Here is a 19,920-nt window from a genome sequence, read left to right as displayed (position 1 = left end):
ACAACTCCTTGTTAATGAATGGCAGAGGGTCAAAGCAAAGGTTCTTCAAGCACGCAACTGTACCGATGCTCGTGCAGGAAATGGGTCGGCGGCAATACCACGGAACACATTGCGCGGGCGTGCCGGCAACGCGGGTGAAAGGCGCAGCCCGTAGGCAAATTCAGTGGGCTCGGGGGCTCACCCGGCAAGGGCTCCGTAGGCAACGGCCGATGCGGATCGATCTCGGGGATCGCCTGGATCAACGCCGCCGTGTAGGGATGGCGCGGCGAGGTGAAGACCGCTTCCACCGGCCCCTCCTCGACGATCTTGCCCAGGTACATCACCGCCACGCGGTCGCACAAGCGCCGCACGATGGCCAGGTCATGGGCGATAAACAGGATCGCCAGGTTCATGCGCTGTTGCAATTCCAGCAGCAGGTTGATGATCTGGCCCTGGATCGACACATCCAGCGCCGCCACGCATTCATCGGCGATGATCAGCCGTGGCTCCACCGCCAGCGCCCGGGCGATGCCGACGCGCTGGCACTGGCCGCCGCTGAGGGAGCCGGGTTTACGGCTGGCCAGTTCGGGGCGCAGGCCGACCAGGTCGAGCAATTCGTTAACGCGGGCGGGGATCTGCACCGGCGCAACCTTGCGCTGCACGCGCAGCACTTCGGCAATAATTTCGCCGATGGTCTGGCGCGGGTTCAGCGCGGCGTAGGGGTCTTGGAAAATCATCGCGGTTTCATGCCGCAATCGGGTGATGTCGATGGCGCTGCCGTGCGCCATGTCGACGCCATCGAACAACACCTGGCCGGCGCTGATCGGGTTGAGGTGCAAGACCGCCCGGCCGAGGGTGCTCTTGCCGCTGCCGGACTCGCCGACCAACCCCAGGGTTTCACCCGCCGCCAGGTCCAGGGACACGCCGTTTACCGCCCTCACCCACTGCTTGTTCAAGCCGAACACGCCGCTGCCGGACGCGGCAAACTTCACCTCAAGGTCCTTGATCTGCAACAGGCTCATGAATGCGCTCCCAAAGGGTAATGACAGGCGACCCGCGAACCTTGCGGCAGCGCCTCGGTGCACAAGGCGCCGGCCTGCGGGCAACGCGGGTTGAATCGGCAGCCGGCGGGCAATGCGTCGAGCAACGGCGGCTGTCCGGGGATGGTGCGCAACAGCGCGTGACCGCTGCTGTGGGCGGGCTGGCAATCGATCAGGCCCGCGGTGTAAGGATGCTGCGGATGCGCCAGCAACTCATATTTGCTGCCGTGCTCACACAGGCGCCCGGCATACATCACGGCGATGGCATCGCAGGTTTGCGCGACCACGCCGAGGTCGTGGGTAATCATGATAATCGACAGGCCGCGTTGATCACGCAGCTCCAGCAACAGCCGCAGGATTTGCGCCTGCACCGTCACATCCAGGGCCGTGGTCGGCTCGTCGGCGATCAGCACCTTGGGGTTGCAGCCCAGGGCCACGGCGATCATCGCGCGTTGACGCATGCCGCCGGAAAACTCGTGGGGGTAGTTGTCGACTCGCGCCTGGGGATCGGGAATGCCGACCTGGCGCAGCACGTCGATGGCCTGCAACCGCGCGTCCTTTTTCGACGCGCCCTGGTGCAGGCGAATGCCCTCGGCGATCTGCTCGCCGATGCGCATCAGCGGGTCGAGGTGGCTGCTGGGGTTCTGGAAGATCATGCCCAACTGACCGCCGCGCACGGCGCGCATACCGGCCTCATCGAGTTGCAGCAAGTCCTCGCCCGCCAGCCGAACCGCGCCGCCCTGGACGCGCAAATTGGGCGACGGCAGCAGGCGCATCAGGCCGCGACAGGCCATGGTCTTGCCGGAGCCGCTTTCCCCCACCAGCCCGAGGATTTCGCCTTCGGCCAGGTCAAAGGACACGCGGTCTACCAGCGTGAGATCACGCCCGGCGTTATTGGCGATCACGCTGAGGTCGCGCACGTGCAGCAGGCTCATGAGCGGTCCCCCAACACTTGCGCCACACCGTCGGCCAGCAGGCTGAAACCCATGGCCAAGGTCACGATGGCCAACCCTGGAAAGGTGCAGATCCACCAGGCGGTGGTTATAAACGCTTGCCCTTCGGCGACCATCGTTCCCCATTCGGCGGTCGGCGGTTGCACACCCAGGCCCAGGTAACTCACCGCGGCGCCATTGAGCAGCACCAGCACCGCGTCAGACATGGAAAATACAATCGAGCCGAACATCGCATTGGGCAACAGGTGCCGGAACAAAATGCGCCCGTGGCCAAAACCCAGGCTCTTGGCGGCCAGGGCAAAGTCGCTTTCCTTGAGCACCAGGATCTGCGAACGGATCAGCCGCGCGTACGACACCCAGCCCACCAGCGCCATGGCGATATAAAAACTCTGCAAGCCCGGACCGAGGATGGCCATGATCGCCAGCATCAGTACCAGGAACGGGAACGCCAGGATCACATCGATCACGCGCATGCAGACACTGTCGAAACGACCGCCGATGTAGCCGGAGACCGCGCCGATAAAGGTGCCAATCATGAACGGAAAGATCACCCCGACGATGGCCAGTTGCAGGTCGATGCGCGCGCCCCAGATCACCCTCGAAAGGATGTCCCTGCCGTAGTTGTCCGTACCAAATGGATGGGCAAGGCCGGGGCCGAGCAAACTGGCATCGGTGTTTTGCGCAATCGGGTCATAGGGCGCGATCCACGGCGCAAACAGCGCGAGCGCCAGCCACATCAGCAGAATCAACAGGCCCCACGCAGCGGTCAGGCGACCGTTGCGAAAACCAAAACGCAGGCGCAAGCGCCACGGGGCAATCATCGGGCGGCTGCTCATTGCATCTTCACTCGCGGGTCGAGGGCCACCGTCACCACGTCGGCGATAAAGTTGACCACCACCGTCGCACAGGCCAGCACCATGGCCACGCCCTGCACCACCATGTAATCGCGGGTGAAAATGCCGCGCACCAGCAGTTGGCCGATGCCGGGAATGGCGAACAGGCTTTCGATCACCACCGTGCCGCTGATCAGCCAGCCGATATTCACCGCCAGCAGGTTGACCGCCGGCACCAGTGAATTGGGCAACACATGACGGCGGAACACGGCGGCTTCCGACAGCCCACGTGCGCGGGCGGCGGTGACGTGGTCGGCCTGCAGCTCCATCAACATGCTCGCGCGCAGGTTACGCACCAGCACCGCCGACAGCGCCAGGGCGATGGTCAGGCACGGCAGCACCATATGGTGCACCTTATCCAGCCAAGTGCGGCCGTAACCGGAGACCGGAAACAGGCCCCACTGCACGCTCAGCAACAGGATCAGCATCAGGCCCAGCCAGAACGCCGGCATGCCCAGGCCGACCGTGGTGAACACGCGGATCAGGTTATCCGCCCAGCCGCCTTTGTTGCGCGCGGCCAAGGTCGCCAGCGGCACCGCGATCAACAGCGCCAGCACCACGCTGCCCAGCACCAATAACAGGGTGGGCTCGATGCGGGTGACGATCAGCTTGAGGGCGTCGACCTTGTACAGCAGCGATTGGCCAAGGTCGCCCTTGAGCAGGTTTTTCAGGAAGTAGAAGTATTGCAGCCACAACGGTTGGTCGAGGCCGTACTGCGCCCGAATCTTCAGCAAGGCATCCGGCGTGCTGCGCGACCCCAGCAGGGCGCGCGCCGGGTCGCCGGGGATCGAGCGCACCAGCACAAAGGTGATCAGGCTGATGCCAAGCAGCACCGGCAGCAATTGCAGCGGCCGAGACAGCACAAAACGATAGCGCGCCAGGTTCATCCGTCAGCCTCGGTGACGTGCAAGGAAGTCCAGCAACACCGGGAAATACGCCTGGGGCTCCTCGTAAAACGGCATATGGCTGCTGTTGGGGAAAACGTGCAGTTCAGCATGTGTGGCCGCAAGCTTCATGCGCAGGGCGCACGCCGGGGTAAGTTCGTCGTGCTGGCCGGTGGTGATCAGGATCGGCATCTTGAACCCGGCCATCTCGTCGAGGCGGTTCCAGTCCTTGAGATTGCCGATGTAGAGGAATTCGTTGGGCCCCTGCATGGTTTCGTAGGGGCCCATGTTCCAGTCACCGAGGGAACGCTTGACCGGCTCGGGCCATTCGTCGAGGCGGCACACGTGGCGATAGTTGAGCAAGGTGATCGCGGCCTGGTATTGCGGGTGGTCGAGGGTGCCCATGGCTTCGTGGCGTTGCATCATCGCCACGGTTTCGCTGCCGAGGGCGCCGCGCAGGCGCTCCAGCTCCCGGGACAGGTGCGGAATATCGCCGACGGTGTTTTCCAGGATCAGGCTTTTCAGCGCATCGGGGTAGTGGATGGCGTATTCGATACCAAGCCAGCCGCCCCAGGAATGCCCAAGCAAATGCACGCGCCCCAGGCCCAGCGCCTGGCGCACGGTTTCGACTTCTTCGACATAACGGCTGATTTCCCACAACGAAACGTCGGTGGGCCTGGCTGAAGCGCCTGTGCCAAGCTGGTCGAATGCAACCACTCGCAGGTTATGGTCTTTGAGCCAGCCATGGGCGTCGCGCAAGTAGTCACACGGCAGGCCCGGCCCGCCGTTGAGGCACAGCAGCACCTCATCGCCTTGGCCGAAGCTGTAGACCACGAGTTCATGGCCATCGACTTGCACGCTGTACTGCTGGTCGGGGGCAATTTCACGCCACATGCATACCTTCCTTGTGTTGTGTCGGCCTGGCAGGTAGCAGCCGTTTATCAGGCCAACACTACCGAGGATGCCGCGCGTCCATAACCTAGCATTTCTTATAGGTTTGGCCTGGCAGTCCTTCGCCGGGGCGTGGCATTCTACTTGCAGCAAGTCGAGATTCATATGAATTCGGGAGCAGAAAGGATGCTGGCCAAGCTGACTGCCTTAAATCACCGTCTGATGCCGGGCAGGAGCCTGGATGAGCAGATGGACAACACGTTTATCCTCGCCCAGCAGTTGGGTTTCGATGCGCTGGTGTATGACTACAGCCCGGTGCCGATTGACCAGGATGGTGCATTGATCACCCCTTCGGTGCTCGAACTGCGCAACACCCCGCCAGACTGGCATGCCTTGTGGTGCAGCAAAGGGTTCTACCAGATCGACCCGGTGCAACACCTGGCCCTGAGCACGGTGTCACCGTTTGTGTGGTCCTATGACGTCAAGGTCGACACGCCTTTGCAGAGGATCATCGACCCCTGCCACGCGCCGGTGTCTTCCTACCTGCACGACCAGCAATTGACCTGCGGCGTCAGCGTGCCGATCCACCTGCCCCGTGGCGGCTTCGCCTCGCTGACCGGCCTGCGTACCGGCAAAGCCGGCCACGTATTGCAGGATGCGCAGCGTACCTTGTCGGATTTCAGCCTGATTTCCCATGCGTTGCAGGAGGCAGCCTACCCGCTGTTCAGCAAAGAGCTGCGCACCTACCCGCACATCCACCTGACCAAACGCGAGCGCGAGTGCCTCAAATGGGCCGCCGACGGCCTGACCGCCGCCGAAATCGCCACGCAATTGAGCCGTTCACTGGCGGTGGTCACCCTGCACCTGGCCTCGGCGATGCACAAGTTGGGCGCCAAGAATCGCGTACAGGCCGTGGTTCGCGCCACCCACTACCGCTTGCTTGAAGACTGACCCACCGGCAAAACCTAGCTGTTTTGCTAGTTACCTGAATATCCCACACACATTATCGTGTGCCTGATCCTTTTTTTCAGAGCAGGGCACGAAATGGAATTCATCGAAAAAATCCGCGAAGGGTATGCGGCGTTTGGCGCCTACCAAACCTGGTACCGCGTCACCGGCGACCTGCGCAGCGGGCGCACGCCCCTGGTGATCATCCACGGCGGCCCCGGCTGCACCCATGATTATGTTGATGCCTTCAAAGACGTTGCCGCCAGCGGCCACGCCGTCATCCATTACGACCAGATCGGCAACGGCCGCTCGACCCATCTGCCGGAAAAAGACCCGTCTTTCTGGACCGTGGAACTGTTCCTCGCCGAATTGGACAACCTGCTGGACCACCTGCAGATCAGCGACAACTACGCGATCCTCGGCCAATCCTGGGGCGGCATGCTCGGCAGTGAGCACGCGATGCGGCAGCCCAAGGGCCTGCGTGCCTTTATCCCGGCCAATTCGCCGACCTGCATGCGCACCTGGGTGAGCGAAGCTAACCGTCTGCGCAAATTGTTGCCCGAGGGTGTGCATGAAACCCTGCTCAAGCACGAAGCCGCCGGTGCTTACCAGGACCCGGAATACCTCGCCGCCTCGCGCGTGTTCTATGACCATCACGTGTGCCGGGTCAACCCGTGGCCTGAAGAGGTCGCGCGCACGTTCGCCCAAGTCGATTCGGACCCGACGGTGTACCACGCCATGAGCGGGCCCACCGAGTTCCATGTGATCGGCAGCCTGAAGGACTGGAAATCGACGGGCCGGTTGTCGGCGATCAAGGTGCCGACCCTGGTCATTTCGGGCCGCCACGACGAGGCCACGCCGCTGGTGGTCAAGCCGTTCCTGGATGAAATCGCCGATGTGCGCTGGGCGCTGTTTGAGGACTCCAGCCACATGCCCCATGTGGAAGAACGCCAGGCGTGCATGGGGACGGTGGTGAAGTTTCTGGATGAGGTGTGTTCTGTAAATTACAAAAAACTGAAGGCTGATTAGATCAATGTGGGAGCTGGCTTGCCTGCGATAGCGGCAGTGGATTCACTATCGTAATCGCAGGCAAGCCAGCTCCCACAGTTGGTCCCAGTGCAACTCTAGACTTCAGTGGCCTCAGGCTTGGCTGCTTTCCTCGGCGCATCCGCCACCACCGGAATCTCCTTACCCTCGGCATCAAACAACTTGCCGCCCCTGAAGTAATCCCCGTCACGCAGTGCCGCCACGTCGTGGAAACACAAACTGCGCTCCGTCCCGGCCACAAACACCGATTGCTGGTCCGAGTTGCCGACGGTGAAATGGTTGAACGCCAGGTTCAGCAGGATCGCCATGATCGCCGACGAGCTGATTCCCGAGTGGAAGATGGTCGCGAACCAGCTGGGGAATTGATCGTAGAAGCTCGGCGCGGCAATCGGGATCATGCCGAAACCGATGGAAGTGGCGACGATGATCAGGTTCATGTTGTTACGGTAATCCACCTTCGACAGTGTGCGGATACCGCTGGCGGCCACAGTGCCGAACAGCACGATCCCGGCGCCGCCCAGCACTGAGGTGGGCACGGCCGCGATCACGCGCCCCATGAACGGCAACAAGCCGAGGATCACCAGGAACAGCCCGCCCGTGGCCACCACAAAGCGGCTCTTCACCCCGGTAACCGCCACCAGCCCGACGTTCTGGGCAAACGCGCTCTGTGTGAACGAACCGAAGATTGGCGCAAACATGCTCGACAGCATGTCGGCGCGCAGGCCATTACCCAGGCGTTTGGAATCGACCTTGGTGTCGATGATTTCACCCACCGCCAGAATGTCGGCCGAGGTTTCGACCAAGGTCACCATCACCACGATGCACATGGAAATGATCGCGGCCACGTGGAAGGTCGGCATGCCGAAATGGAATGGCGTCGGGAAACCGAACATCGGCCCTTGGGCCACGCCGGAGAAGTCCGCCATGCCGAGGAACACCGCGATCAGCGTGCCGATCACCATCGCCAACAGGATCGACAGGCGTGAAATGGTCGCGCTGCCGATCTTGCTCAGCAGCAGCACCAGCACCAGGGTCAGCGCCGCCAGGCCGATATTGGCCATGCTGCCGAAATCCGCAGCGCGGCTATTGCCGCCCATGGCCCAGCGCGCCGCGACCGGCATCAGGGTCAAGCCGATGGTGGTGATTACGATACCGGTCACCAACGGCGGAAAGAACTGGGTGATCCTTGAGAACACCGGGGTTATCAGCAACCCGATGAACGACGCGGCCATCACCGCCCCGAGAATCGCCGGCACGCCGCCGGCGCCATCACTGCCGACAATCGCCACCATGGTTGCCACACCGGCAAACGACACGCCCTGCACCAGCGGCAACTGGCAGCCAAAGAATGGCAGGCCGAGGGTCTGCAACAGCGTGGCCAGGCCACCGGCAAACAATGACGCCGCGATCAACAGGCCGATGTCCGCCGGCGACAACCCGGCCGCCTGGCCGACGATCAACGGTACCGCGACGATGCCGCCGTACATGGTGAGTACATGTTGCAGGCCGTAAGCCATGTTGGCGGCGACGCCGAGATTCTCATCTTCTGGCCGCTGCGGTGACGCCTTCGGGTTAGTCATGGTGAGGGGTTCTCTGTTTTTGTTGTGCGGCCACTGTATGCAATGTTAGGACTGGATGTCCATAGAGTTGTATACAATCTGTCGGACAAGATACCCTCCCTCGGCGTTACAAAAACAATTCGGCCGTGATGAGCCAGAACGCCAAAGGACCCAGGACAATGAAAAAGGCACTACAGGGCGCAACCGTTGCACTCACCTTGCTCGGCGGTGGGGAGGCCGTCGCGGTGGAATGGATGAACAACAGCGTAGGTTTTCGCTACGGCCAGCAGTTCACCAATCCGAATAACCCCGATGAATTCAGCAAGCGCATCTACAGCTTTACCCACGCCAGCGGCTACCGGTATGGCAGCCATTTCCTCAACCTCGATGTGTTCCTGTCCGACAGCCGCGACCCGCGCAAGGGCACTGACCGGGGCGGGAGCGAGGTCTACGCGGTGTATCGGCACCAGCTGTTTGCATCGCGGGTGTTCGATCTGCCGCTGGGCAGCGGCCTGGTCAAGGATTACGCGCTCACGTTGGGTTTTGACGCCAACCGCAACAACAACCTCGCTTCAGCGAAAAAACGCGCGCTGGTGATCGGCCCGACCTTGAAGTTCAACACCGTCGGTGTGCTGGACTTGAGCCTGATGTACTACAAGGAAAGGAACCACACCGGCATCCCCGGCGCGCAGGAGATGAACCACACCTTCGACGACACCTACATGCTCAACCTGACCTGGATGCGCCCCTTTGAAATCGCCGACCACGCAGCGAAGTTCCAGGGGTTCATCAACTACGTCGGGGAGAAAGGCGATGACTACCACGGCCGCGATACCGCGCCGGAAGCGCTGATGCGCACAGCGCTGATGGTGGCGGTACGACCGGGCAAAAGCGTGAAGCCGAACCTGTACCTGGGGGTGGGTTATGAGTACTGGCATAACAAGTTCGGCGTGGACGGCGGCCGGGGCAGCCGTACATCCACGCCGACGGTGAATATGGAAATCACCTTTTAGTAGTAGCTGACGGAACCGTCTTAACTGTGGGAGCGGGCTTGCTCGCGAATGCGGTGTATCAGTCGAAATATCTGGTGACTGACACACCGCATTCGCGAGCAAGCCCGCTCCCACATTTTGAGCCGATTATCACTTCAAGTGCGCACCAGCTCCGAACGACCGGTTTTAGGCCGCGCCAGCCAATAGCCGAACACAGCCACGGGCGCGGTCGCCAGCATCACGATCACGGTAATCAGCAGCGGCTGGTCGATCATCGATGACACCAACAAGCTGCTCAAAAAGCACAGCCCCAGTTGCAGTGTGTTTTGCAGCGCCGCCGCCTTGCCGGAATTTTCTGCAAAGGGCATCAGCGCATTCGCCACGACGATGGGGTAACTGGCACCGTTGACCAGCGCCATCAGGCAGAACGGAATCAGCAGGGTGGTCAGCGTCGGTACGCTCAAGGTCGCGACCAGGTACAACGCCAGCATGCTGATGCAATACGCCAGCAGCAACCACGGCAAAAGTGTCTTGCCCTGAACGCGCTGCAGGGCACTGCGGCAGCTGTAGCCGCCCACCAGGAACGCCAAGGTCGGCAACACATAGCTCAGGCCGATATCATTCGGGCTGTAGCCCATGTCGCCCAGGATGAAAGGCGACGCGGTCAGCCAGGCGAAGAAACTGGCCGAACACGCGGCGAAGATCATCACGTTGCCGGTGAACACGCGGGACTTAAGTAACTGTCCATAACCCAGGCGCGAACGTTCGCCCTCCTCCGCCCGGCGTTTCGGCGGGGTGCGCAGGAAGGCTGTCGGCAACAGCAATAGCAACGATACCCCGAGCAAGACGCCGAAGATCGCCTGCCAGCCAAAGTGATTCAGCACCATGGCCCCCAACAACGGCGCCAGGGCCGGCGACAGCGACATCAGCGGCATGATGCTGGCGAACACGCGGTGCGCCTTGTCGGCCGGGTAGCGGTCGATCACTAGCGCCTGCCAGCTCACCGCGGCGGAACACACGCCAAGCGCCTGGACAAAACGCAATGCCAGCAGTTGCGGCGCGGTCTCGACCCAGAACATCCCCGCGCACCCCAGCACAAACAGGCCAAGGCCGGCGAGCAGGATTGGCTTGCGTCCCAGGCGGTCGGACAGCGGCCCCCATAACAATTGCCCGAGCGCAAAACCGGCGAGGAAGATACTCAAGCTGGCACCCACCGCACCGGCGCCAATCTGCAACTGTTCGCCCATGGCGCCGAACGCCGGCAAGTACATGTCCATGGCGAGATAACCGAGCATGCTCAGCCCCGCCAGGTACCCGGTAAAACCAAAAGAATTTTTCATTGAAGCCTTGTTAACCCTGCCGTCAAACTATTTGCTGACTGGCGCCCATTATGAAGCTGACAGTTTGGGTGTGAAGCGATAATAATTGGATATCCCTATCAATAAATTTGAAGGCAGCGCTCATGTGGTCCGAATATTCCCTGGACGTGGTCGACGCCGTGGCACGTCATGGCAGCTTCAGCGCCGCCGCCCAGGAACTGCACCGCGTGCCGTCCGCCATCAGCTATACGGTACGTCAGCTGGAAGAGTGGCTGGCAGTGCCGCTGTTTGTGCGGCGGCACCGCGACGTGGAACTCACCCCGGCCGGCCGCCTTTTCATAGACGAGGCCCGTGGCGTGATGAAGAAAATGCTCGGCACCCGACGCCTGTGTCAGCAGGTCGCCAATGGCTGGAGTGGCCAGTTGAAGGTGGCGGTGGATTCCATCGTCAAGCCTCAGCGGTGCCGGCAGTTGGTGCTGGATTTCTATCGGCAGTTTCCCGAGGTGGAATTGCTGCTGGAATACGAGGTGTACAACGGCGTATGGGATGCGCTGGCGGATGAGCGTACCGACATCGTGATCGGCGCCACCAGCGCGGTGCCGGTGGCCAGCCGCTTTACCTTCCGCGACATGGGCTTGTTGAACTGGCTGTGCGTGGTCAGTACGCGGCATCCGCTGGCCAGTGTCGACGGGTTGCTGAGCGACGATCAACTGCGCCCCTTCGCCTCGCTCTGCATGACCGACACCTCGCGCAACCTGCCCAAGCGCGACACCTGGACCCTGGATAACCAGCGGCGGCTGGTGGTACCGAATTGGGCGTCCGCGCTTGACTGCCTGCGTGACGGACTGTGTGTCGGCATGGCGCCGGCGCATCAGGTGTTGCCGTGGATCGAACGCGGTGAGCTGGTGGCGCTGCAACTGTCGCGCCCCTTCCCGGCCAGCCCGTCGTGCGTGGCCTGGGCGCAGAGCAAGCTGTCCCCGGCCATGGCGTGGTTGTTGGAGTATTTGGGGGATAGCGAAACCATGAACCAGGAGTGGTTGAATGGGGATGATCTCTAGCAGTCACGAATATCCCCCTGTGGGAGCGGGCTTGCCCGCGATGGCGGTGTATCAGTCGAGACATTGGCAAGCTGACACTGCGCTATCGCGGGCAAGTCGAATCGTCGCACCGCCGCTCCCACAGAGAATCGTATTTCAGTCCAATAGACGAGTAATACCCCGTACGATCATCTCGACCTCCTTGGCATCCAGGATCAACGGTGGCAACAACCGAATGACCTTGCCCCGCGTCACGTTGATCAGCAGGCCGTGCTCCTCGGCGGCGCGCTGCGCCAGGTCGCGGCAAGGGCTCGCCAGCTCGATCCCGATCATCAAGCCCTGGCCCCGAATCGCCAGCACCTGCGGGTGTTCACTCAACTCCACCCGTAACCGCGCCAGCAAACGCTCACCCTGTTGCGCAGCGTTTTGCAGCAAGCCTTGTTCTTCGATGATGTCCAGCACCGTGCAACCGACTCGGCAGGCCAGCGGGTTGCCGCCAAAGGTGCTGCCATGGCTGCCCGGCGTGAACAACTGGGCCACGGCGGACCGCGCCAGGCAGGCGCCGATCGGTATGCCGTTGCCGAGGCCTTTGGCCAGGGTCATCACATCCGGCACGATGCCTTCATGCTGGAAGGCAAACCAGTTGCCGGTGCGACCGATGCCGGTCTGGATTTCATCCAGCATCATCAGCCAGCCATGACGCGTGCAATGATCGCGCAACGCTTGCAGGTAGCCGGGTGGTGCCGGCAACACGCCGCTTTCCCCCTGGATCGGCTCCAGCAGGACCGCCGCGATGCGCGTGCCGAACGCTTTAGTGATTGCCTCTATTGCGGCCATGTCACCAAAGCCGACCTTGAGAAAATCTCCCGGTAAGCGTTGGAAGCCCAAGCGCACCGATGGCCCGTCGCTCGCGGCCATGGTCCCGAGCGTGCGGCCATGGAAGGCGTTTTCCATCACCACCACCAACGGCGCCTCGATGCCTTTTTTCCAGCCATGCAGCCGCGCCAGTTTCAGCGCGGTTTCGTTGGCTTCGGCGCCGGAATTGTTGAAGAAGGCGCGGTCCAGGCCAGACAGCCGGGCAAGGCGCTGGGCCAGCCGTTGTTGCCAGTCAATGCTGTAGAGGTTGGAGGTGTGCAGCAACAGCCCGGCCTGTTCGCTGATCGCCGCCACCAGCCGGGGGTGGGAGTGGCCGACATTGGTCACCGCCACGCCGGCCACTGCATCCAGGTATTCACGGCCTTGCTGGTCCCACAGGCGTGTGCCCAGGCCGCGGGTAAAGCTCAGGGCCAAGGGTTGGTAAGTGGTCATCAGGCAGGCGGCGGTCATGGCAGAGGCTCCAGTGCTTCGTTGTGATGGCTGCAGTATCGTTAACCACCCGAGCTGGATAAACTCTGCATTCCTGCAATGACTTTAAACCAAGGCTTTATAATGGATTTGTTCCAGGCAATGTCGGTGTACGTAAAGGTGGTCGAGACCGGCAGCATGACGGCGGCGTCACACGCTTGCGGCATGTCGACCACCATGGTCGGCAACCACCTGCGCGCACTGGAGCAGCGCCTGGGCGTCAGCCTGCTCAAGCGCACCACGCGCAAGCAAAGCCTCACGGAGTTTGGCGGCCAGTATTACCAGCGTTGCCTGGAAGTGCTGGGGCTGGTAGCCGACTCCGAGCAATTGGCCGAACAGGCCAAGAGTGACGTGCCCAAGGGCACCCTTCGCATCACCGCGCCTCCGGTGTTCGGCACCGAACGCCTGACCCCGGCCTTGAGCGAATTTTCCCGGCGCTATCCACTGATCAACTTGTACGTGGTGTTGAGCAATGAGCGCATGGATCTGGTCGACAGCGGCTTCGACGTGGCGATCCGTCTTGGCGAGCTGGAATCGTCCAGTCTGATCGCCAGGCCACTGCAGGATTACACCCTCACGCTCTGCGCGTCACCTGCCTACCTGGCGCGACGCGGCACGCCTACCACGCCCGATGACTTGAAACAGCACGACTGCCTGGCGTTCGCCTACCCGGCCAACGACAATTGGCGCGACACCGAAAAACTGTGGCGTATGACCGGCGACGGCGGCGAGCGGGAGGTGCAGGTCTGCGGCTCATTGACCATCAACAGTTCGCAAGGCTTGCGCCAGGCGGCGGTCAACGGCATGGGCATCATCATGCTGGCCGACGCCCTGGTGCAGCCGGACCTGGAAAGCGGCAAGCTGGTGGCCTTGTTAACCACTTATCGATTGCCCAGTCGCCCCATGCACCTGCTCTACGGCCAAGACCGTTATCGCCTGCCCAAGCTGCGCGCCTTTGTGGACTTCGCCATGGAGAAATGGGCGCGCTAGAAGCCCACGCCCAGCTCACGCAAACGGGCGGCCGTGTGCTCAGCCGAGACGTGATGGATACCTTGCCAACCCAGGGCGACGGCCGCTTCGATATTGCCGGCGACATCATCGATAAACACCACTTCCTCGGGATGGATATCCGGCAGATGGGCCCGAACCTGGCGCAGGCTCGCGTGATAGATCGCCGCATCCGGCTTAATCAGCTTCAACTCGCCTGACACCACGATGTCGCGAAAGCACTGCAGGAACGGGTAATTGGCCCGCGCATAAGGAAAGGTTTCGGCCGACCAGTTGGTGAGCCCGAACAGAGGCACGTTGGCCGCGTGCAGCGCCTTGAGAATCGCCACGCCGTCCGGCAGCGGGCCAGGCAGCATCTCGTGCCAACGGGCGTAATAGGCCTGGATCAAATGCTCATGCTGCGGGTGCTGTTCGATGAGGCTGCGCGTGCCTTCAGCCAGGGAACGGCCGGCATCCTGCTCAGTGTTCCAGGCCTGGGTACAGATGTTATCGAGAAACCATTGCCGTTCTTGGTCGTCGGCAATCAGCTTGCGGTACAGGTGGTGCGGGCTCCAGTCGAACAGGACACCGCCGAAATCAAAAACTACTGCGCGAATGGTCATCGGATCCTCCGTTGGCATGCGTTGATAGCCGCAGGAGTTTGGCAGATTCTGGAAGAGAGGAGGCACGCGACGGCGTGTAGGAGGGTTCTGAAAAAACGCGGGTCAAATGTGGGAGCTGGCTTGCCTGCGATAGCATCACCGCGGTCTGACTGATCGACCGGGGTGTCTGTATCGCAGGCAAGCCAGCTCCCACATTACTCAGGCTTGAATCAGACCATTGATTTTCACGGTGGGGTTCACATCGGCGTCGTAATCCACGCCGTCGATTTCAAAGCCGAACAACCGCAGGAATTCGGCCTTGTAGCCGGCGAAATCGCTGATCTCGTTGACGTTGTCGTCGGTGACCTGGTTCCACAGGGCAGCGACGGCGTCCTGGACCTTGGGTTCCAGCTCGGCCAGGTCGGCACGCAGGCGGCCGTCGGTGTCGAGTTTCGGCTGGGCGCCGTACAGGCTGTCTTTGAACAGGCCGTAGACCTGTTCGATGCAACCTTCGTGAGTGCCCTGCTCTTTCATCACTTTGAACAGCAGCGACAGGTACAGCGGCATGATCGGGATGGCCGAACTGGCCTGGGTCACCACCGCCTTGAGCACCGACACGCGGGCGTCGCCCTTGAGGGCAGCCAGGTTGTCGCGCAGCGTCAGGACTTTCTTGTCGAGGTCTTTCTTGGCTTCGCCGATGGAGCCATTCCAGTAGATATCCTGGGTCAGCTTCTCGCCGAGGTAAGTGAACGCGGTGGTCTTGGCGCCTTCTGCCAGCACGTCGGCGTCACGCAGGGCGTCGATCCACAGCTGCCAGTCTTCGCCACCCATGACTTTCACGGTGCCGTCGATTTCTTCCTGGGTCGCGGGCTCAAGCGTGGTGTCGACGACAACACCCTTATCGGTGTTGATACCGCGCAGGGTCACGGCCTTGCCGATCGGCTTGAGGGTGGAGGTGTGCACCACGCCTTGCGGGTCGGTACGGCGTGGCGCGGCCAGGCTGTAGACGACCAAGTCGATCTTGCCCAGGTCTTTCTTGATGGTGTCGATGGTCAGGCGCTTGATCTCGTCGGAGAACGCGTCGCCGTTGATGCTCTTGGCGTACAGGCCTTTTTCGGCGGCAAACTTCTCGAACGCAGCGCTGTTGTACCAGCCGGCGGAGCTCAGCTTGCCTTCTTCGCCTTCTTTCTCAAAAAACACGCCCAGGGTGTCGGCACCGCAGCCAAACGCAGCGCTGATGCGCGCGGCCAGGCCGTAGCCGGTGGATGCGCCGAGGACCAGCACCTTTTTCGGGCCGCCTTCGATGGCGCCGTGTTGAGTCACGTAGTCGATCTGTTGCTTGACGTTCGCTTCACAGCCAACAGGGTGAGCGGTCACACAGATAAAGCCACGAACCCGCGGTTTGATGATCATAAAATTTCTGCCTCTTCCAAGGTGCCGAAGGCCAGTGGTGGCCATTCAACTTCAATCGTACCGGTCTATGACGTCCAAAAAACCGAAGCGTCACGATAGTCGCAAATCTTCTGATTACAAAATTCAATCGCCGAAACGCAGGATCGGGTGCAAAGGTCATTACCCTGCGTCGGTTTTTCTACAAAAACTGGAAGCTGATTCAGTGGGTTCTGCGGCATGATGGTGCTGGACGGTATTTGCGCTCGGCCTTGCGCCTGAGGTAAATATCCGTCTCGTGCGACCGAATTCGGCGCCCACCCTTCTCAAGCTATCGCGGCCCCTTGCGGGCGCGGTGGCTGCGCTTTCAAGGAACCGGAATGCCCCAACGTCAAGTCATCAATGCCTCCGTCAGCCCCAAGGGCAGCCTCGAAACCCTGTCCCAACGTGAAGTCCAGCAACTGAGCGAAGCCGGCAGCGGCAGCATCTACACGCTGTTTCGGCAGTGCGCCCTGGCGATCCTCAACACCGGCGCGCACATCGATAACGCCAAGACCATCCTGGATGCCTACAAGGATTTTGAAGTACGTATCCACCAGCAGGACCGCGGCGTGCGCCTGGAACTGCTGAACGCCCCGGCCGACGCCTTCGTCGATGGCGAAATGATCGCCAGCACCCGCGAAATGCTGTTCAGCGCCCTGCGCGACATCGTCTACACCGAGAACGAGCTGGACAGCCAGCGCATCGACCTGAGCAATTCCCAGGGCATCACCGACTACGTGTTCCACCTGCTGCGCAACGCCCGTACGCTGCGCCCGGGCGTGGAGCCGAAGATCGTGGTGTGCTGGGGTGGGCACTCGATCAATACCGAAGAATACAAATACACCAAGAAGGTCGGCCACGAGCTGGGCCTGCGCAGCCTCGACGTGTGCACCGGCTGCGGCCCTGGCGTGATGAAAGGTCCGATGAAAGGCGCGACCATTTCCCACGCCAAGCAACGCATCACTGGCGGGCGTTACCTGGGGCTGACGGAGCCGGGCATCATCGCCGCCGAAGCGCCGAACCCGATCGTCAATGAACTGGTGATTCTGCCGGACATCGAAAAACGCCTGGAAGCTTTCGTACGTGTCGGCCACGGCATCATCATCTTCCCCGGCGGCGCCGGCACCGCTGAAGAGTTCCTGTACCTGCTCGGCATCCTCATGCACCCGGACAACCGCGACCTGCCGTTCCCGGTCATTCTCACGGGGCCGAAAGACGCAGCGCCGTACCTGCAGCAACTGCACGCCTTCGTCGGCGCGACACTGGGCGCGGCCGCGCAGGCACACTATCAGATCATCATTGACGACCCGGCCGAAGTGGCGCGCCAGATGACCGCCGGCCTCAAGGCGGTGAAGCAGTTCCGCCGCGAGCGCAACGACGCTTTTCACTTCAACTGGCTGCTGAAGATCGATGAAGGCTTCCAGCGCCCGTTCGACCCGACCCACGAAAACATGGCCGGCCTGCAACTGAGCCACGCGCTGCCACCCCATGAGCTGGCGGCCAACCTGCGCCGCGCGTTCTCCGGGATCGTGGCGGGTAACGTGAAGGACAAGGGGATTCGCCTGATCGAGGAGAACGGCCCGTACCAGATTCACGGTGACCCGGCGATCATGAAACCGCTGGATGAGCTGCTGAAGGCGTTTGTCGCCCAGCACCGCATGAAGTTGCCAGGCGGCGCGGCGTATGTGCCGTGCTACCGCGTGGTGCAGTAAGCCAGCGGCGGTCGGTCATAGTTTGTATCTGTTTGGGGCGCGGCCGAGGGTGTGAAGATCAGGAACCCGGTCTAGGGTTTTTACTGTTTCCCGCACCCACCTCTGCGAGCAATCTATGGACCAACGGATATTGTCCTCTGTCATTCCTTACCCTAAGGTAAGGAATATCACGATGGAGATCTTCACTATGGCAACCGCCACACTCACTTCAAAAGGGCAAATCACCATCCCTGTCCAGGTCCGGACTGCCCTGGGCCTGGAGGCAGGCGACCGGGTGGAATTTGTCGAAATGGAAGACGGCAAGTTTTCCATCATTGCCGCGAGCAAAACCGTCCTGGACCTGAAGGGGCTGATCCGCAAGCCGGCCAAGGCTGTGTCCATCGAAGACATGAACAGCGCCATCGCGGCCCAGGGAGCAAAAGCGCGATGATCGGCCTGGATACTAACGTGTTGGTGCGTTATGTGACCCAGGATGATCCCGCTCAATCAGCCAAGGCGTCCCAACTGATCGAATCACTTACCGCCGCGTCACCGGGCTTTGTCAGCCTGGTGACACTTGTGGAGTTGGTGTGGGTACTGCAGTCCTGCTACCAATCGGCCAAGAGCGACGTGGTGATGGTGCTGGAAACCCTGTTGCACACGCGCGAACTGACCGTGGAGCACGCCGATATCATCTGGCAGGCACTGCGCAAGTTCATTGCGAGCAAGGCCGACTTTGCCGACTGCCTGATCGAGCGCTGCGCGCATGCGGCCGGCTGCGAATACACCGCAACCTTCGACGTCAACGCGGCCAAGGCAGCGGGCATGAAACGACTGGCTTGAGGTCTACCGATGCGCCGCCGCTCCCAGGATGTGGGCGCCAATCAGCTCGGCGCCCTCCTGTCGGGTGAAGTTCGGTTTCCAGGCAGGCAAAGACGAATCCAGCCAAGGTTCACCGAATCCAGCCGCCCACCTGCCAATGGTAACCGTCGTTACGCTGCACCCAGTGCGGATGCACATAGCGATAACCCTCGCGCACCGGCTCCCAATGGCCATGCACCGCCACATAGCGTCCGCCTTCCCAACGCCAGTAACCGCGCGACCACACATAGCCGTAACGTGGCGCCGGCTCGACTTCGACCACTTGCACCGGCGGCGGTTGCGGCGCGACAACCTCGACGTATTCACGTTGCACCGGCCTGCGCTCATGCACGACGCGCTCTTGCACACACCCGGATGCTGCGACGACCATGGCCGCCAATGCCGCATAACGTAACAACATACAAAACCCTCGGGCGCTGACGCCCACTGCTGTAAAAAAGCCCCCTTGTCGCAGCCGCGCTCCTGCGTGGCCCTGAGTACTTTTTAACAGGCGGTGTCTGTCTACTTGCTGAACCCGCAGGCCTCAAGAGGTGCACGCGACGGTCGGTCGCTTGCAGCGCACCAGCAGCAACCCGGCGCCCACCACGGCCATGCCGGCGTAGGTTGATGCGTGGATGACGTCGCCAAACATCAACGCTGCCCATACCAGGGTGACGGGAGGTTCCAGGTAGACCAACGCAGCCACATGGGTGGCGGTCATTACCCGCAGCAACATCCACAGGCTCAAGTAGGCGACAAAGGTGGAAAACACCGTCAGCCAGACAATCGAGACCAGCACCTCGGGTTCATGGGGAATGCTCAACGTATCGGTGTAGAGCACGGCGCCGGTGAAGCCGATCAAGGTCAGCAACGATTGGATGAACAGCGGCAGCACCAGGCCCGCCTCCTGGCGCTGTGCACTGCGGCGTTCATACAACGTCGCAAGCGTCAGCCCCAAGGCGGCGGCCAATGGCAACAGGTACATCACCAGGCTTACACCCCGACCACCGCTGCCATATTGGCCAGCGATAACAATGGATACCCCGGCGAAGCTGATCATCAGCCCCACCCATTGCCAGCCGCCGCTGCGTTCGGCGGCGTTGCCCGTCGAGAGCGCCGCCGTCATCAACGGCTGCAGCGCTGCGATAATCGCAGCGATGCCGGGAGGCAAGCCATTCTGGATCGCTACGTAGATGCAGCTCAGGTAAAGGAACTGCGACAGGAAACCAATAATGGCGTAGTGGCGGATCAGCACCCACGAAACCCGCAGCAACCTGACGTTCAAGTACAGGCCCAGACACACCGCGACCAACAGGAACCGCCAGAACAGCAGATTAAATGCGCCGCTGCCTTGGGTGCCCAGCTTCGCGCCGATATAGCCTGAACTCCACGACAACACAAACGCCGCTTGCACGGCGAATAGCCCCAGGGTAGATCGCTTCATGACGCCTCCTGCCTTGTA

General features: G+C 61.6%; 20 protein-coding genes. 8 read left to right on the top strand and 12 right to left on the bottom strand.

Annotated features, from left to right (window positions below):
• Positions 1-29: 29 nt before the first annotated feature.
• From KVG91_RS18045 to KVG91_RS18025, 5 genes are read right to left on the bottom strand one after another with little or no spacing between them, the layout of a single operon-like run.
• Positions 30-1,001 carry an ABC transporter ATP-binding protein gene (locus tag KVG91_RS18045; RefSeq protein WP_169376563.1) on the bottom strand — a complete coding sequence of 324 codons (972 nt, stop codon included), beginning with the start codon at positions 999-1,001 and terminating at the stop codon, positions 30-32.
• The gene (locus KVG91_RS18040) at positions 998-1,954 is read right to left on the bottom strand and encodes an ABC transporter ATP-binding protein (protein ID WP_169376564.1); all 957 of its coding nucleotides are present in this window, start codon (positions 1,952-1,954) and stop codon (positions 998-1,000) included. Before KVG91_RS18040 ends, KVG91_RS18045 begins: the two co-directional genes overlap by 4 nt.
• Positions 1,951-2,808, bottom strand: coding sequence for an ABC transporter permease (locus KVG91_RS18035; protein WP_169376565.1), 858 nt, complete (start codon positions 2,806-2,808; stop codon positions 1,951-1,953). The genes KVG91_RS18040 and KVG91_RS18035 overlap by 4 nt, the downstream gene beginning before the upstream one ends.
• Positions 2,805-3,752: an ABC transporter permease gene (locus KVG91_RS18030; RefSeq protein ID WP_169376566.1), complete on the bottom strand. Its 948-nt coding sequence runs from the start codon at positions 3,750-3,752 to the stop codon at positions 2,805-2,807. Before KVG91_RS18030 ends, KVG91_RS18035 begins: the two co-directional genes overlap by 4 nt.
• Positions 3,753-3,755: 3 nt before the next feature.
• Positions 3,756-4,643 carry a proline iminopeptidase-family hydrolase gene (locus KVG91_RS18025; RefSeq protein ID WP_169376567.1) on the bottom strand — a complete coding sequence of 296 codons (888 nt, stop codon included), beginning with the start codon at positions 4,641-4,643 and terminating at the stop codon, positions 3,756-3,758.
• A gap of 183 nt (positions 4,644-4,826) precedes the next feature.
• On the opposite strand from KVG91_RS18025, the gene KVG91_RS18020 reads away from it, so the two are divergent.
• Entirely contained in the window at positions 4,827-5,591 is a 765-nt protein-coding gene (locus KVG91_RS18020; RefSeq protein WP_169376568.1) for a LuxR family transcriptional regulator, read from the top strand.
• Positions 5,592-5,684: 93 nt separating this feature from the next.
• A complete protein-coding gene (locus tag KVG91_RS18015; RefSeq protein ID WP_169376569.1) occupies positions 5,685-6,617 on the top strand; it encodes a proline iminopeptidase-family hydrolase in 933 nt (310 codons plus the stop codon).
• Between the two features lie 95 nt (positions 6,618-6,712).
• Here KVG91_RS18015 and KVG91_RS18010 read toward each other — a convergent pair whose 3' ends face one another.
• Positions 6,713-8,215 carry a nucleobase:cation symporter-2 family protein gene (locus KVG91_RS18010; RefSeq protein ID WP_169376570.1) on the bottom strand — a complete coding sequence of 501 codons (1,503 nt, stop codon included), beginning with the start codon at positions 8,213-8,215 and terminating at the stop codon, positions 6,713-6,715.
• 158 nt (positions 8,216-8,373) lie between these two features.
• On the opposite strand from KVG91_RS18010, the gene KVG91_RS18005 reads away from it, so the two are divergent.
• Positions 8,374-9,207, top strand: coding sequence for a nucleoside-binding protein (locus tag KVG91_RS18005; protein WP_169376571.1), 834 nt, complete (start codon positions 8,374-8,376; stop codon positions 9,205-9,207).
• A gap of 134 nt (positions 9,208-9,341) precedes the next feature.
• Here the strand turns inward: KVG91_RS18005 and punC are convergent, their stop codons facing one another.
• Positions 9,342-10,526, bottom strand: a complete 1,185-nt coding sequence (gene punC / locus KVG91_RS18000; protein ID WP_169376572.1) for a purine nucleoside transporter PunC — start codon at positions 10,524-10,526, stop codon at positions 9,342-9,344.
• Positions 10,527-10,648: 122 nt separating this feature from the next.
• Between punC and punR the strand changes: the two genes are divergently transcribed.
• Positions 10,649-11,563, top strand: coding sequence for a DNA-binding transcriptional activator PunR (punR, locus tag KVG91_RS17995; protein WP_169376573.1), 915 nt, complete (start codon positions 10,649-10,651; stop codon positions 11,561-11,563).
• A 135-nt stretch (positions 11,564-11,698) separates the two neighbouring features.
• Here punR and KVG91_RS17990 read toward each other — a convergent pair whose 3' ends face one another.
• A complete protein-coding gene (locus tag KVG91_RS17990; protein ID WP_169376574.1) occupies positions 11,699-12,868 on the bottom strand; it encodes an aspartate aminotransferase family protein in 1,170 nt (389 codons plus the stop codon).
• A 102-nt stretch (positions 12,869-12,970) separates the two neighbouring features.
• Here KVG91_RS17990 and KVG91_RS17985 point away from each other — a divergent pair, with 102 nt between their 5' ends.
• Positions 12,971-13,876, top strand: a complete 906-nt coding sequence (locus KVG91_RS17985; protein ID WP_169376575.1) for a LysR family transcriptional regulator — start codon at positions 12,971-12,973, stop codon at positions 13,874-13,876.
• Here the strand turns inward: KVG91_RS17985 and KVG91_RS17980 are convergent.
• Together KVG91_RS17980 and fabV are read right to left on the bottom strand one after the other, a co-directional pair.
• Positions 13,873-14,496 (bottom strand): HAD family hydrolase, encoded by a 624-nt coding sequence (locus KVG91_RS17980; RefSeq protein ID WP_169376576.1) that lies wholly within the window; start codon positions 14,494-14,496, stop codon positions 13,873-13,875. The two genes, KVG91_RS17985 and KVG91_RS17980, sit on opposite strands and share 4 nt — an antisense overlap.
• 198 nt (positions 14,497-14,694) lie before the next feature.
• Positions 14,695-15,888, bottom strand: a complete 1,194-nt coding sequence (gene fabV, locus KVG91_RS17975) for an enoyl-ACP reductase FabV (RefSeq protein ID WP_169376577.1) — start codon at positions 15,886-15,888, stop codon at positions 14,695-14,697.
• Between the two features lie 356 nt (positions 15,889-16,244).
• Here fabV and ppnN point away from each other — a divergent pair, with 356 nt between their 5' ends.
• The 3 genes from ppnN (at position 16,245) to KVG91_RS17960 (ending at position 18,440) form a co-directional block, all read left to right on the top strand.
• Positions 16,245-17,618, top strand: a complete 1,374-nt coding sequence (gene ppnN / locus KVG91_RS17970) for a nucleotide 5'-monophosphate nucleosidase PpnN (protein ID WP_169376578.1) — start codon at positions 16,245-16,247, stop codon at positions 17,616-17,618.
• A gap of 172 nt (positions 17,619-17,790) precedes the next feature.
• Positions 17,791-18,048 (top strand): AbrB/MazE/SpoVT family DNA-binding domain-containing protein, encoded by a 258-nt coding sequence (locus tag KVG91_RS17965; RefSeq protein ID WP_169376579.1) that lies wholly within the window; start codon positions 17,791-17,793, stop codon positions 18,046-18,048.
• Complete coding sequence (locus tag KVG91_RS17960) at positions 18,045-18,440, top strand: PIN domain-containing protein (RefSeq protein WP_169376580.1); 396 nt, start codon at positions 18,045-18,047, stop codon at positions 18,438-18,440. Before KVG91_RS17965 ends, KVG91_RS17960 begins: the two co-directional genes overlap by 4 nt.
• Positions 18,441-18,549: 109 nt before the next feature.
• Here the strand turns inward: KVG91_RS17960 and KVG91_RS17955 are convergent, their stop codons facing one another.
• Both KVG91_RS17955 and KVG91_RS17950 read right to left on the bottom strand, forming a co-directional pair.
• On the bottom strand, positions 18,550-18,879 hold the full coding sequence (locus KVG91_RS17955; RefSeq protein WP_169376581.1) for a YXWGXW repeat-containing protein: 330 nt from the start codon (positions 18,877-18,879) through the stop codon (positions 18,550-18,552).
• 123 nt (positions 18,880-19,002) lie between these two features.
• Positions 19,003-19,902, bottom strand: coding sequence for a DMT family transporter (locus tag KVG91_RS17950; RefSeq protein ID WP_169376582.1), 900 nt, complete (start codon positions 19,900-19,902; stop codon positions 19,003-19,005).
• Positions 19,903-19,920 lie beyond the last annotated feature (18 nt).

Origin of the sequence: Pseudomonas azadiae (assembly GCF_019145355.1) — a bacterium.
GTDB classification, from domain to species: Bacteria; Pseudomonadota; Gammaproteobacteria; order Pseudomonadales; family Pseudomonadaceae; genus Aquipseudomonas; species Aquipseudomonas azadiae.
The sequence above is the reverse complement of the archived record's forward strand: the minus strand, read 5'-3'. Positions and strand labels throughout refer to the sequence as shown.